The organism is Planktothrix pseudagardhii (assembly GCF_904830925.1).
GTDB classification, from domain to species: domain Bacteria; phylum Cyanobacteriota; class Cyanobacteriia; order Cyanobacteriales; family Microcoleaceae; genus Planktothrix; species Planktothrix tepida.
The window spans coordinates 831,640-845,217 of the sequence record NZ_LR882967.1 but is presented as its reverse complement, the minus strand read 5'-3'; the positions used below and the strand labels follow the sequence as shown (position 1 = coordinate 845,217).

Here is a 13,578-nt window from a genome sequence, read left to right as displayed (position 1 = left end):
GAGCGTTAGAGCGGTTTGCAATCGTTTACATAGTGGCGTTTTATAGAGCCTACCTACTTAGAGCGCGAGATCAATTCATACTCTTAATCAGCAACGTTTTAGAGTTTTAAGGTTCGCCTGTGAATCTATGGAATGGGTTTATTAGCTGGCTTGCAAGAAGTTGTATAACCAGTTGGGGAACCATCAGGTTCTGTTATGCGCTCACAGTACTGATTAGCTGGAAGAAGATCACCAGGTATACAACTCCCTGTAATTATATTTCCTATCATTGTAGGTTCTAGGCAACAGGCTACAGTCTTTAATTTTTTCTTTGTACAAATTTTATTTTCCTTTGGAGGAGGAGGATCACCAGTAGGAGAATTGTGATCACCTGGTTTTGGTGCATTAGCAAGTGATTTAACAGCAGGAAACATCGAACCGATCGCAAATCCTCCAACCAATGTAGCTGTCTTAATTGCCTGCCGACGTGACATCCCTGCAATTACATTTGTAGCAGGTTGTCGTAAATACTCTTTAATCAAGGAATAGCGTTCTAATTCTTCCAATGTCAGCCAAACCAAACCCCGCATATCCACATCACTATTCCCAGGCAGATTAAACTCCTTTTCCAGTTTCTTAGCAATATCATTAACTGTATTTTGACCATTCGATAATTCCCAGACTCTCACTGCCAGTGGCGTTAAACAATGGGAGGAATTATTATCTTGATCATAAATAATCAATTCATTACCAATATCTTGCAGTAACAGATTTTCAGTTCGAGCGACAGGTATCATGGTTTTTTTCCTACTTATATCAATGAATTTTTAAACTGGTTTTAAACATACATCTCTTATTGCCGTAGGAGTACATATTAATCCAGCACAACAGTTATTCTGTTTATTCGTGCCTTCAATTTGAACATTACAGGTTTGTCTCTCGGTTCGACACGCACCACCACTATTATTACCACCAGTAGGAGAATTGTGATCACCTGGTTTTGGTGCATTAGCAAGTGATTTAACAGCAGGAAACATCGAACCGATCGCAAATCCTCCAACCAATGTAGCTGTCTTAATTGCCTGCCGACGTGACATCCCTGCAATTACATTTGTAGCAGGTTGTCGTAAATACTCTTTAATCAAGGAATAGCGTTCTAATTCTTCCAATGTCAGCCAAACCAAACCCCGCATATCCACATCACTATTCCCAGGCAGATTAAACTCCTTTTCGAGTTTACGAGCTATATCATTAACTGTATTTTGACCATTTGATAATTCCCAGACTCTCACTGCCAGTGGCGTTAAACAATGGGAGGAATTATTATCTTGATCGTAAATGATCAATTCATTACCTATATCTTGCAGCAACAGATTTTCAGTTCTGGCGACAGGTATCATGGTTTTATCCTCGTTAATCAATGAATTTTTTAAACTGATAGTCAACTTAATCTTTTAAGTGTTGCAATAATGCGATCGCAACATCTTCTGCCTCATCTCGTTTCCCTTCAAAACATAAAGCACTAGAAACAGCACTTGCCAAAATAGGAAGGGCAAAATCAGGACGAAGACTCGCAACAATTGTGTTATCTAATAGTGCCAATACCCCATGTCCTAAAGACATTGGTTTTAAATTCCATTGCACTCCAGACTCATATTGAGCATGAACAATCAAACCCACTGGTAAAGGTTCTGTTCCTGCTGTACCCCCCAATTCTTCCACCGAACACCGTTTGACTCGCTGCCCTTCTCCTCGCCGTATGGATAAACGTCTCGGATAGGGATGAACCCGTCCATCAGTATCCAATACCGCATACTCATCCGAGTAATAGGTTGCTCCAGCGTTAACTAACGCCTTTACCAGAGTTGTTTTGCCACTAAAACTGCGCCCCGGAATGAGAATTGCTTTCCCCCGCCAACCCACAACACCCGCATGGACAAATAGCCAATCTTGTACGGCAATGCCAACCTGCAAGCGCAAGTCAGAGTCCAACGTCTCGAAAATAGTTTCAAGCTCTATACTTTCGGTAAGTTTGTCTTGCCCTCGATAGATCTGGTGATCAATGTAACCACTAGAACCTTTGCCAACTTCACCAACAATTAGCGAGTACAACTCATCAACTGGTGATGATGATTTCTCCCACCCAGGCGGCAGGTAATCCAAAAGCGGTTCCAAAATAGTGGGTTCGTTGACACGGATACCAATGTGAACACCATAGCTGACGAGAGAAATTCCAGCTTTCCAACTGATTTCGTCAAGTTCAGGGTAAAAGGGTACGCATTCAGTTTGTTGTTTTAATAGAGGCAAAGTAGAAGTCTGCATTGCAGCTTGTCCAAGTTTTCAAAGCTAAAGTTTTTCCTTGAACTAAACGGATAAAATTTCGGGTTTGGCACTATTCCTTTGCACCCCAACTGATAAAGTCAGACCAAATTGGATTTTTGATGTCTGACTAGAATAGCGATGTTATGCCAATAGACTTACGCAAAAACCCGATTTCTGAACATTACATCAAGCTCTTAGCTTAAAGCCAAGACGAGAAACCAGGTTTTTTAACCCTCCGGTGTGTAAGTTGTAACTCAAATCTTTAATGCTGCAATTATAAAGTGGATGAAAAAAAATACAATCGGTTTGTCTCCATCTTTACTAAATCTTTACTTTTTACAGAATTTATTGGTCTTGTTTCCACATCCTAGAAACTCTTAAGCATATTTGCTGATGCCCTTGAAGCCTTTCGCACCGCGATTTCTTTTGGATTTGTGGAGTGGCTCCAGTATGCGGAGGGATGTATTTGTAGCCTACAGACAGTTTAGGCTTGATTCGGGCTTAATCTTTGTTTTAAGTCCTATTAAAACCGAGTATATTTAATAAAGTAGTTTGAGCAAAAATTTAATGAAAAGGAGGAAACAATCTCTAATGTTATTCAATTCAGAATATAATATACAATTTGATGAGATTTTTAGTCAAGCTTTAGATTTGGTAAATTCTAGCCTTAATCAACCTGAAATTCCCTACAATGAAAGGCTGAACGCAGCCTTAAAAGTATTAGAGATCGGAATATTATCATCACAACAAAAGCAGTTGAATTCATTGTTACCCGAAGTTATCCCATCTTCAGATATTTCTCCTGATCCTTTCTTGCAGCATCAAGAAACAGAAGCCATTATTTTAAATCCCGATTATGTACAACTGGATAACTTTCTCTCAGAGGAAGATTATCAGAAACTTTTAAAGATGACTTTAGCTAATCAAGATAAATTTTTTCCTTCAGAAGTGATAAATGATCAGTCAAAATATCGGGAATCTTATATTTTACTTCCTCAACACTTTGTCGAGTTCCATGAACTTCTGACTCATCAGATTCTCTCTGCTAGACCCAATGTTATGCAGCAATTACAAATGTCGATGTTTTTAGTGTCCCATTTAGAAATGCAAATCACGGCGCATTTACATGGGGGATATTATAAAATTCATCAAGATGTGGATGCCGGAAAAGCTGCCAATCGAAGATTAACCTATGTTTATTATTTTTATCAAGAACCTAAACCTTTTTATGGAGGAGACTTAAGATTATATGAAACTAAAATTCAAGACAATCAATCTCTAATTCAAGAAAGATTTAATCAAATTGAACCGCGTAATAATAGTATTATCTTTTTTGATAGTCGTTGTAAGCATGAAGTTTTACCTGTTTATTGTCCCTCTCAACAATTTACGGATGGTCGATTTACAATTAATGGTTGGATTCATGGTTGATTAAGAATTGTTGATTTGATTCTCTAGGACATTGAAAATTAGATCCAGTTTTGTTCTAACCGTTAGCCACAACTGCTATACTATCGGCTATAAATAATTCTCAATTCCCCATATAGAATCTATTAAAAGCAGAATTCCCCCTCTATATTGATCTGTTAGAGGGGGAAACTGTGACGGTCAAGAGAAATGAGTTAAACCACAACCTGAACTGAAGTCCTCAAGGATTAGGTGTCATACACCCGAGCTTCTACAGCATCAGGATTTTCTTCACAATACAAATCAAAGGCTGTTTTTTCCAAACGTTCTGCTTTTTGGTGAGACGCTTCGGCTTGCAGTTCTTCCACGATATCCCAGGCGGCGGCACATTCTTTCGAGGTAGCTCCTTTTTCTGAACAAGTCGCTCTAGCTTCTTCAATCGCTTGTTCAATGCGTTCTTTTAACAGAATGCCCTTCGGATTTTCGACAAAATCACCTTTGCTAATAATATCGGTGACCGAAATAATTCCCAGCAATTTATCGTGAATCACTGGAGCACGACGAATTCCCGTTTGAGCAAAGAGTCTCGCCACATATTCCACACCGAGGTCAGGATTAATCGCAATGCAGGGTTTGGTCATAATTTCACAAACCCGGACTTGTGTTGGGTCTTTCCCGTAGGCGGTGACTTTGTAAACAATGTCGGTCTCAGTAATAATCCCAAAGGCATCTTGTTCGTAACGTCGCTCAACGAGCAATGCCCGTAAGCACATATCATTCATCTGCTTCACGGCTTCGGCAACCGTAGCGGAACCTTTGATCGTTACGACTTCTGTAGTCATAATATCTTTAGCTTTGAGCATCATAGTAGCTGATCCACAAAAAACTCTATACTTCTAGCTTGCCTCGAATTGGCAATAAAAAAAAGGATTGTTTTATTTTATTTAAAATGTTAGAATTGTTAAAATATAAAAATTTGTGCGAGACGTTCTTGTTAAAGTTGAAGGATAACACCTAAAACGTCAACGGGGAGACAGATATAAAACAATTGGTTAAACCCAACCGAATCTGTCTTAACTTTGAAAATGTAACCCTAAAGGAGGGTTAATCTCGGAGTCAATGGTGCGACTTTCCTAATAGACATCTCCGAAAATCTCCAAATGCCCTCTATCGCTACTTTTGGAATCTCTAGCACTCCTGTGCCGGCTTCTCCAAAAGTAACGGATTCATAGGCTTTTTCAGTCACATTAATAATAACTAATGAATTTTATCTCTGATATGCAATCATTTCTCAAAAGAATTCTGGGCAATTCTTAGATGGTAATACAATCGCTCCTATTCGCCATCTTATTAATCCACATACTGTCAAGATTATTGCTTCATAATTTTGCCTCTTTAACCGAAATCTTTCTGAAGCAACTCGATAAATTTTTATCAGTCTTATTAAATGTTCGACTACAATCCTTTGTTTAGCTTTTAATCGATTTTCTTCTTGCTTTTCAGCCGATATCTCTTGATTCCTCGGTTTCTTATGTGGTGTATTAATTGCTGTTTCTCCTACATAAGCTTTATCCCCTCTGTATTTTTGATTATTCCCCAATTCCTGGCTTCTTTCTCTCCACAATTTCAGATCACTTGTTGCTCCGGTATAACCCACAGCTACATCCACTATTTCTTTTCCATTTGGCATGACAATGACTTGATTTTTAAAGGTATGTGTCTTTTTCTTTCCTGAGTAATATTTTTTCTGCTCTTCATTGTCTGTTGGTCTTTCCCTGGGCTGTTCATAGCTATCTACTACTAACTCAAATTCCACCAGAATTTTTTCTACCCACTCCCAATCACTCTCGTTTTTTTTTACTTGCTCTAGCAAACTCGCTGGTAGTAATTCTCTCAAGATTTTTATCCAGTTATGGAAAATATCATTCGCTGTTGATTCACTGACTTCAAACTGTAACCCTAACATTTGAAATGTGGGCATTTGATGCAGATAAATTAGAGTCAGTAAGATTTGTTCCTCCACAGATAATTTCTGCCGACGACCCCCACCTGCTTTAATCAACCTGATTTTAGTTTTTTCTTTTTCCTGTCGTTTTTCTTCTTCTAATAACTCCGCAGCTTGAATGAGTTCTATCATCTGTTCATATTCCATCCCTAATAGCCTTTTTGCTTGCTGGGGATTCTTGTCCAGATAGTCTCTTAATTTACTCATCTCTAATCCGGGGTAAAATTTAATTTTATCATCTTTTTACCCCTCCTTTTTTCTATTTTGGAGATGTCTAATAGAATAGACATCTCCGAAAATCTTCAAATACCCTCTCTCGCTACTTTTGGAATCTCTAGCACTCCTGTGCCGGCTTCTCCAAAAGTAACGGATTCATAAGCTTTTTCAGTCACTTTAATAATAACTAATGAATTTTATCTCTGATATGCGATCATTTATCACAATAATTTTGGCAATTCTTAGGTTGAAATTTATCGCCTTGAAAAACCTGTAGAATTGAGGAATATTCCTACAGAATTATCCAGTGAGAAGATCTGACCGGGGTTTCGTTTAAATTTATTGCTGTTTTGAGACAATATTATTGTTTGTGAGTCAACAATTTAGGGGTGCGTGCGCTGCGCTTAAACACCCTACGGTTTATTGTTGATCATCTTGGCTTTGAACTTCATCGGGAGCAGGTGAGGAATCAGAATTAGGAACAGGGTTAGTAGAGCTATCAAAATATTGATAAATCGTAGAAGAAATTTGACGAATCAATTCTTCGGCTTGGGGATCATCCGCTTCTCGTTGAACTAAAACCCCAACTAAATATCGTTTCCCATTTGGCATATCAACTAACCCAATATCCCCAGAAACCGTGTCAATATTGCCTGTTTTATGAGCAATAAACGCACCCTCTCCTAAACCACTGGGTAATAAAGAACGATTACGAGTTTGCTGCATAATTCGTAACATAAAATCACGGGATTTCACAGACACCAACTTCCCTTGATTGATTTCTGCCATTAATGTTACTAAATCTTTGCTACTGGTTTTATTGGTTCCTTCCAAATCAGGCAGGATATTTTGCATTTGAGTTTGTTTTAATTGCCAGGATACAAATTGTTGATTTAGGGATTCAATACCGCCCAAACGATCAATAATCATATTGGTAGCCGTATTATCACTATTAGTAATCATTAAAGTAGCCGTTTCTAAAGCCGTAAATTTACTACCAACAGGTTTATCTTGGAGTTCTCCAGACCCTTTCGCAATATGTTTTTCCTCCATTGTCAAAATTTCATCCAGGCGAATTCTACCTTCATCAACGGCTTGAAAAAATGAAACTAAAATTGGCACTTTAATGGTACTGGCAGCAGGAATGGGGGTTTCTCCTGAAATATCAACATAATTTCCCGTATCTAAATCAACCAGAAATACCCCCGGTTTTAACTTAGGTGAATCCTGAGCTAAAGCCAGAATTGCTGTTTTTAAATCCGCCGCTTCTTGAGTTAGTTGTAACGGTTGAACCTGAGTGTTAGACGGGTTGGAATTAGGGTTTTGTTGTTGTTCTAAAGTTAAATTAATGGTTTGATTCGCTTCTGCACTCGAACGTCCCAACGCATTTAAAATTGAAAGAATCGTCCCTGAAATCACACCAATGCCAATCCCCAAAATCAACAAACGAGTTGCATAAACCATCGGAGACACCCGACGTTTTTTCCGTATTCGTTTTACAGATTGATCCCTGGGTGTACCAACCGAAGTTGTCGCGACTCGATCCCTTGGAAGACGCCGAGATCGTTGCGACCCCGATATCGGAGGCTTCAGAAACGATAAAATAGAAGCCAGGGTCACTTTCTGGCGTGGCCGTTTACCCGGTTGAGATCGGGTTTGACGAGATTTGGGTCGCCTAGGAGGTTGTTGTCGTAGTTGAGAAACCAGGGGTTCAAAAGACTCTAAACGGCTGGGATCAACGTTCTGACGGGATTCTGGTGAGCGATCCCGACGAGGAACCGGTTGAGGTTGAGGAGGAGTTGAACGACGAGAACGGCGTCGAGGCTGTGATTTCGATGAATTGTCATTGCGGGACTTTGGCCCAGAGGACGCAGAGCCAGAGTTAGAAGAAGAAAGTTTTGAGAAGAACGACTGACGCGGAGATCGTTGAGCCACACCTAACACCTGACTAGGATTTTAAGACTGTTTTTAAGACGATGCAATCATTTTCCACCCGACCTGATGATGAGCCATCCCCTCTCCTCTAACTCATTAGTCAAGGAAAGGGGGGTCTGTTTAAACTTAATCGGGCGACGCTTTTAGGGTATCATCAATTGCAACAAAATTGTTACAGTTTATTGCCCATTCGACTTGACTGAGGATACCGCGTAACATTGTGACTTCTTCCCCCGTTAAATTAGCACGATTAAACAAACGCCGGAATTTTTTCATGCGGCTATTGCTGGTATGGGGATACAAATATCCAACCCGAAGTAACAAGGTTTCCAACTGTTGATAATATCCTTCTAAGACCTCTAAGGGAACGGTCGAAGGGTTGGGGTGTTCCATCCCCTGTGCTGGAGTCGGTTGGATTTCTAACGCTAAATATCGTAATTCATAACAACACACCCCAACAGATTGAGCTAAATTTAAAGACGGATAACAGGAACTCGAAGGAATGCGGAGAAATCGTTGAGCATAACTCAATTCATCATTATTTAAACCTCGATCTTCTGGGCCAAAAATTAAAGCTGAAGGACAATCTAATAACCAAGGTAAAACCGTTCTGGGATCTTCTAAATCAGTGGGTAACGCTTGGGATCGAGATCGGGCTGTTGTTGCGATCGCGCGTTGACATCCGGTTAAGGCTTCGGGTAGAGACGAAACAATAATGGCCTGTTCTAAAATATCAACCGCATGAACAGCCATTCTTTTGGCTTCATCCCCCAGGGGATCACAATGGGGATTGACTAATATTAATTGCTCTAATCCCATATTTTTCATCACCCGTGCAACCGAACCCACATTTAACGCTCCGGCGGGTTCAACTAACACAATGCGGATGAAAGTTAATCGGGTGTTCTCAGAAACGGTCTGTGACATGGAAATGATATGATCATCCGAGATTCAAGCAACTCCAATAACTTAGCATGGTGCGCGTGCCATCCAAATCCGACTTACCGACGAAGATTTGTCCTGTTTGCGATCGCCCCTTTACCTGGCGAAAAAAATGGGCGAACTGTTGGGATGAAGTCAAATATTGTTCTGAACGCTGCCGTCGCCGTCGTTCTTCTTCTACCCCAGAGATAGAACACCCCCAATAACACCCCGATCTTTGTTCACTTTACAATACATTCATGGTGGTTCAACCTAAACTGATTATTCATGGTGGTGCTGGCAGTTCTCTCCAAGGGAAAGGAGGGTTAGAAGCCGTTCGTAAATCCCTGTATCAAGTCATTGATGAAGTCTACGCCTTACTGCTGACAGGAGCTAGTGCTAAAGAAGCGGTGGTACGGGGCTGTCAACTCCTCGAAGATGATCCCCGATTTAATGCGGGTACAGGTTCCGTTTTACAGTCCGATGGCCAAATCCGCATGAGTGCTTCCTTAATGGATGGAACCTTAAAACGCTTTAGTGGCGTGATTAACGTTTCACGGGTCAAAAATCCTATCGATTTAGCCGTTTTCTTACAAAACGCCTCGGATCACGTTTTATCCGATTATGGTGCGGCTGAATTAGCACGGGAACTGCAACTTCCCCTGTATAATCCCCTCACGGATCAACGATTACAAGAATGGTTAGAAGACCGTAAAGATAATTTTAAACGCAGTATGGCCAATGTCGTCTCCGAATCGGCGGGAACCGGAACCATTGGGGTTGTCGCCTTGGATCAAAATGGCCAATTAGCCGCTGGAACCTCAACGGGAGGAAAAGGGTTTGAACGTATTGGTCGGGTGAGTGACTCGGCGACTCCGGCGGGAAATTATGCTACGGATCAAGCGGGGGTGAGTTGTACCGGAATTGGGGAAGATATTCTTGATGAATGTTTAGCCGCCAAAATTGTAACGCGGGTCACGGATGGTCAAACCTTAAAAGCCGCCTTTGACAAATCCTTTGCAGAAGCTCATGATCGTCAACGGGATTTTGGGGCCATTGGCATTGATGCAACGGGTGCGATCGCTTGGGGAAAAACCTGTGATGTGATTCTAGCTGCCTTTCACGACGGTCAAAATAGAGGTGATAGCCTGGAAGCACCTCAAGGAACTCAAGTGTTTTCTGGGATTTCTTGATAGGAAGTCGGGGGAGAAAAGGGGAAGCGGAGGGGAAATCCTTAACTTCTGACTCCCCATTCCTCTATGAACAGTCAACAGCCAACACCTAGTTCTGTTAACTTTTCAAACACAATTCATAATTCCTAGAAGAGGATGATTTATAATTCAGGTGTGATTATTTTGCGAATTACTATGCCCGTTTATTCCTGGCAGGATAGAGTGCAGAAATTAATTGATTTACCCGCAAGCAATAGTGTCCTTTGATTGATCTTAAGAATCCTTTAACATCACCCTGAAGAGATCATGAAAAGATCGAGCTATTCCCTCTGTACTTATTGGGGATTGTCAAAATATCAAGCTCTACATCTATTCTGTTAATAAACGAGTATAGGAATGCAAACTATTCTTGCCTTATCCGCTCAAGGAGTGTGGATTATGAGACGGATTTTAGTGGTTGATGATTCAGCAACGATGCGAAAAATGGTAATCGCGTCTTTGCGAGATTTAACTGATGTTAGTTTTAGTGAAGCGGGGAATGGTTTAGAAGCAATTGAACAACTTGAAGTGGCTCCCTTTGATCTGATGATATTGGATTTGAATATGCCCGATATGCACGGGTTAGAAGTTCTAAAATTTGTTTTAGGGCATCCCAGTTATCACGATACACCGATTGTGATTCTGACGACCAAGGGTGATGAAAATAGTCGGAGTGAAGCCATTGCAGCAGGTGCAGCTTGTTATTTAACCAAACCCTTTCAACCTAAATTCTTAGCGAGTGAAATTCGCCAGTTACTAACTTCAGTTTCAGTGTGAAGGGGTTTTACTTCTGAGTCAATTAAACCCAAATTCTTGTTTTAATGAGAAATATTAATATCATTCTTGCGAGGAAACTTCCATTGTGTCCAATCCGCCTAACAAAAATTTTTTCGAGGATTTCCTAGAAGATTATTTTGCAGAATGCGAAGAACATTTAGCCGTCATTAGACGAGAACTTCTAACCCTAGAATCCTGGATTAATCAATCACAGATTGAGCGTTCTCATCTCAATGAATTATTTCGTTGTTTCCATTCCATCAAAGGATTATCAGGAATGGTCGGAGTGGGGCTGGCGGAAGAATTAGCCCATCAAATGGAAAACTATTTACGAGTCTTACGGGATCAAAAAATAGCTCTATCTTCTGAAGGATTTGATGCTTTAATTGCGGGAACAAAACTTCTCGAACAAGTGATCACTTGTCACCGAACTCAAGCCCCACCCCCCGATATTACCGACATTAGCACCCAACTGAGGGCGGTTATTCCTAACGAAAACGTCGAAAACCCCTTATCTGGCCTGGTTACCCCGGTAGAATTCAAACTCAAACCCCAAGAACAAGAAACATTCAACATAGCAATTAACAACGGCGAAACGCTTTGGCACTTTGTATTCTCACCGAGTACCCAACTCTCAGAACAGGGAATCCGAGTTAATACGATTCGAGAACACTTACAAACCTTCGGTCAATTAATTTATACTGCACCTCGCATGAGTGAGGGCAACAAAATTCTATTTGATTTCATCCTCGCCACCACTTTGCCAGAAATTCCCTTTCCAGAAACCGAGCAACCGGGCTTAACCTGGCAGCTTTACTTAAAAGGAAGGAAACCGGAAACAGCAGACCAGGAGACGACCCCACCCAAAGAAGATCACACAATTCCCCCCCCTCCCCCGCTCCCACTCCCCCCTTCTCCCCTTCCCCCCCTCTCCCCTTCCCCCCTGCCCCTTTCCCCCTCCTCAAATGTGGTGCGTGTAGATTTACCCAAACTGGATGATTTGATGCGAATGGTGGGGGATTTGGTCATGAGTCGTGCCCGTTTAGAGGATCATTTCAAATCCATCACGTCCTATCTTCCCTCCCCTCAAATTCGAGCCTTACAAGAAATTAACTTAATGCTAGAACGACAATTACGAGATCTGCGCCAAGGGGTGATGCAAGTTCGTTTAGTTCCCATTGGTGAGATTTTTGCTCGGATGCAATTTGTCGTTCGGGATTTAGTTCGGGCCAGTGAAAAACAAGTCACTCTGGAAATGAGTGGACAGGAAACCGAAATTGATAAATTCGTTGTCGAACGAATGCTTGACCCCCTATTACATCTGGTGCGAAATGCCGTCAGTCATGGAATTGAATCTCCCCAAGAGCGTCTTGAAGCCGGGAAACCTCCCCAGGGAACCCTCAAACTGCGGGCAACAACCTCTGGGGAAACCGTCGTGATTGAAATTGAAGATGATGGTCGCGGTGTTGATGTTGAAACGGTTATTGAACGAGTCACGACCCAGACCCAACTCACTGAAACTCGATCCTTTGTTTCTCTGCTCGAAAACAAATATGGGGAAGCCGGAAAGCCCGACCAATATAATATGATGGCGTTATTAGATATTCTGTGCAGTGCCGGATTTTCCACCAAAAATGAAGTGGATTTAGTGTCGGGACGGGGGGTGGGAATGTCAATTGTTAAAAATACGGTTCAGGAGTTAGGGGGGTTCCTGAGTTTAGATACCCATAAAGGTCAAGGAACTCGATTTACGATTCAACTTCCCCTCACCTTAGCAATTACAGATGCTTTGATTATTTCTGTATCCCAACAAACCTTTGCCATTCCCCAAGCGGCGGTGCTGGAAGTGCTAGAAGTTTCGACATCCCAAATTATTTCTTTTGAGAAGAACGAAATTGTCAGCTATCGCAACACGGTTTTACCCGTGATCCGTCTAGCCTCAATTTTCCCTCTTTCTGCGACCTATCCCCAGTCAGACCCAGCCTTGTGTTCCCTAGAACCGTCATCCTTAATGATGATCGTGGTAGGAAGTGGAGAAAATACCGTGGCTTTAGTCGTTGATCGGGTGACGGGACTACGCGAAATCGTGGTGACACCGTTAACCGATCCCTTTGTCCAAGTGACAGGAATAGCTGGCGCAACAGAACTTGGAGATCGCCGGGTGGTTTTAATTTTAGATGTGGGTGCTTTAGTCCGACTTGCCACGTTTGGTTGACCTTAACCGTCAACCGTCAACTGTCAACCTTAGACTCTAACTCCAATGTCAGACGTTTTAACTTCAACTCAACCCTATATTTTATTTGAACTGGCTGACACAACCTTTGGCATTCCCTCTCAAATTGTGCAGCAAATGGAAATGATTGAACAAATTACCCCCGTTCCTAACACTTTACCTTTTGTGGAGGGAGTTGTTTTTTCTAGGGGACAAGTGATTCCCGCCATTAATTTACGAGTCCGATTTGGACTGGAGAAAACCTCTTATAATCTACGAACTCGTTTAATTGTGATTCATTCCCATCATCGTACCGTTGGATTAATTGTAGATACGGCTAGGGAATTTATCGCAATCCCAGAGCAAACTATTCAACCCCCACCCGAAGGAATCTCTAATTTAAGCGGTCGATATTTAGCGGGAATTGCCACTTTAGGACAACGAGTTATCCTGCTCCTCAATGTTGAACAATTACTGATCAATCAGTTATCAGTTGTCAGTTAACAGTTATCAGTTAATACTAATCTATTATCTGTGTAGAAATGTGTTATCCCCTGTTTTTACCTCAACTGATAACTGATGATGCGGATACT

At 41.4% G+C, this 13,578-nt stretch carries 13 protein-coding genes; 6 read left to right on the top strand and 7 right to left on the bottom strand.

Features of this window, described 5'->3' with window-relative positions:
- Positions 1-125: 125 nt before the first annotated feature.
- Genes NMK36_RS03490 through NMK36_RS03480 form a run of 3 tightly spaced genes read right to left on the bottom strand, consistent with a single transcriptional unit; the run spans position 126 to position 2,301 of the window.
- Positions 126-776, bottom strand: a complete 651-nt coding sequence (locus tag NMK36_RS03490) for a PqqD family peptide modification chaperone (RefSeq protein WP_254172999.1) — start codon at positions 774-776, stop codon at positions 126-128.
- A gap of 30 nt (positions 777-806) precedes the next feature.
- Positions 807-1,379: a PqqD family peptide modification chaperone gene (locus NMK36_RS03485; protein WP_254172998.1), complete on the bottom strand. Its 573-nt coding sequence runs from the start codon at positions 1,377-1,379 to the stop codon at positions 807-809.
- Positions 1,380-1,425: 46 nt separating this feature from the next.
- Entirely contained in the window at positions 1,426-2,301 is an 876-nt protein-coding gene (locus NMK36_RS03480) for a hypothetical protein (RefSeq protein ID WP_072720351.1), read from the bottom strand.
- 591 nt (positions 2,302-2,892) lie between these two features.
- Here NMK36_RS03480 and NMK36_RS03475 point away from each other — a divergent pair.
- Entirely contained in the window at positions 2,893-3,732 is an 840-nt protein-coding gene (locus NMK36_RS03475) for a 2OG-Fe(II) oxygenase (RefSeq protein ID WP_245824292.1), read from the top strand.
- A 224-nt stretch (positions 3,733-3,956) separates the two neighbouring features.
- Here NMK36_RS03475 and NMK36_RS03470 read toward each other — a convergent pair whose 3' ends face one another.
- From NMK36_RS03470 to NMK36_RS03455, 4 genes are all read right to left on the bottom strand, one after another.
- Complete coding sequence (locus NMK36_RS03470) at positions 3,957-4,574, bottom strand: CP12 domain-containing protein (protein ID WP_072720353.1); 618 nt, start codon at positions 4,572-4,574, stop codon at positions 3,957-3,959.
- A gap of 425 nt (positions 4,575-4,999) precedes the next feature.
- Positions 5,000-5,920 (bottom strand): transposase, encoded by a 921-nt coding sequence (locus NMK36_RS03465; protein WP_254172698.1) that lies wholly within the window; start codon positions 5,918-5,920, stop codon positions 5,000-5,002.
- Positions 5,921-6,349: 429 nt separating this feature from the next.
- Positions 6,350-7,864, bottom strand: coding sequence for a serine hydrolase (locus NMK36_RS03460; RefSeq protein WP_072720354.1), 1,515 nt, complete (start codon positions 7,862-7,864; stop codon positions 6,350-6,352).
- A 126-nt stretch (positions 7,865-7,990) separates the two neighbouring features.
- Entirely contained in the window at positions 7,991-8,791 is an 801-nt protein-coding gene (locus tag NMK36_RS03455) for an RNA methyltransferase (RefSeq protein WP_072720355.1), read from the bottom strand.
- 47 nt (positions 8,792-8,838) lie between these two features.
- Between NMK36_RS03455 and NMK36_RS03450 the strand changes: the two genes are divergently transcribed.
- From NMK36_RS03450 to NMK36_RS03430, 5 genes are all read left to right on the top strand, one after another.
- A complete protein-coding gene (locus NMK36_RS03450; protein WP_072720356.1) occupies positions 8,839-9,012 on the top strand; it encodes a DUF2256 domain-containing protein in 174 nt (57 codons plus the stop codon).
- Positions 9,013-9,045: 33 nt separating this feature from the next.
- Positions 9,046-9,978 carry an isoaspartyl peptidase/L-asparaginase gene (locus NMK36_RS03445; RefSeq protein WP_254172997.1) on the top strand — a complete coding sequence of 311 codons (933 nt, stop codon included), beginning with the start codon at positions 9,046-9,048 and terminating at the stop codon, positions 9,976-9,978.
- A gap of 375 nt (positions 9,979-10,353) precedes the next feature.
- Positions 10,354-10,773, top strand: a complete 420-nt coding sequence (locus tag NMK36_RS03440) for a response regulator (RefSeq protein ID WP_245824293.1) — start codon at positions 10,354-10,356, stop codon at positions 10,771-10,773.
- A gap of 85 nt (positions 10,774-10,858) precedes the next feature.
- Positions 10,859-12,988 carry a chemotaxis protein CheA gene (locus tag NMK36_RS03435; RefSeq protein WP_254172996.1) on the top strand — a complete coding sequence of 710 codons (2,130 nt, stop codon included), beginning with the start codon at positions 10,859-10,861 and terminating at the stop codon, positions 12,986-12,988.
- Positions 12,989-13,033: 45 nt separating this feature from the next.
- Positions 13,034-13,489, top strand: a complete 456-nt coding sequence (locus NMK36_RS03430) for a chemotaxis protein CheW (RefSeq protein ID WP_254172995.1) — start codon at positions 13,034-13,036, stop codon at positions 13,487-13,489.
- Positions 13,490-13,578: the final 89 nt, after the last annotated feature.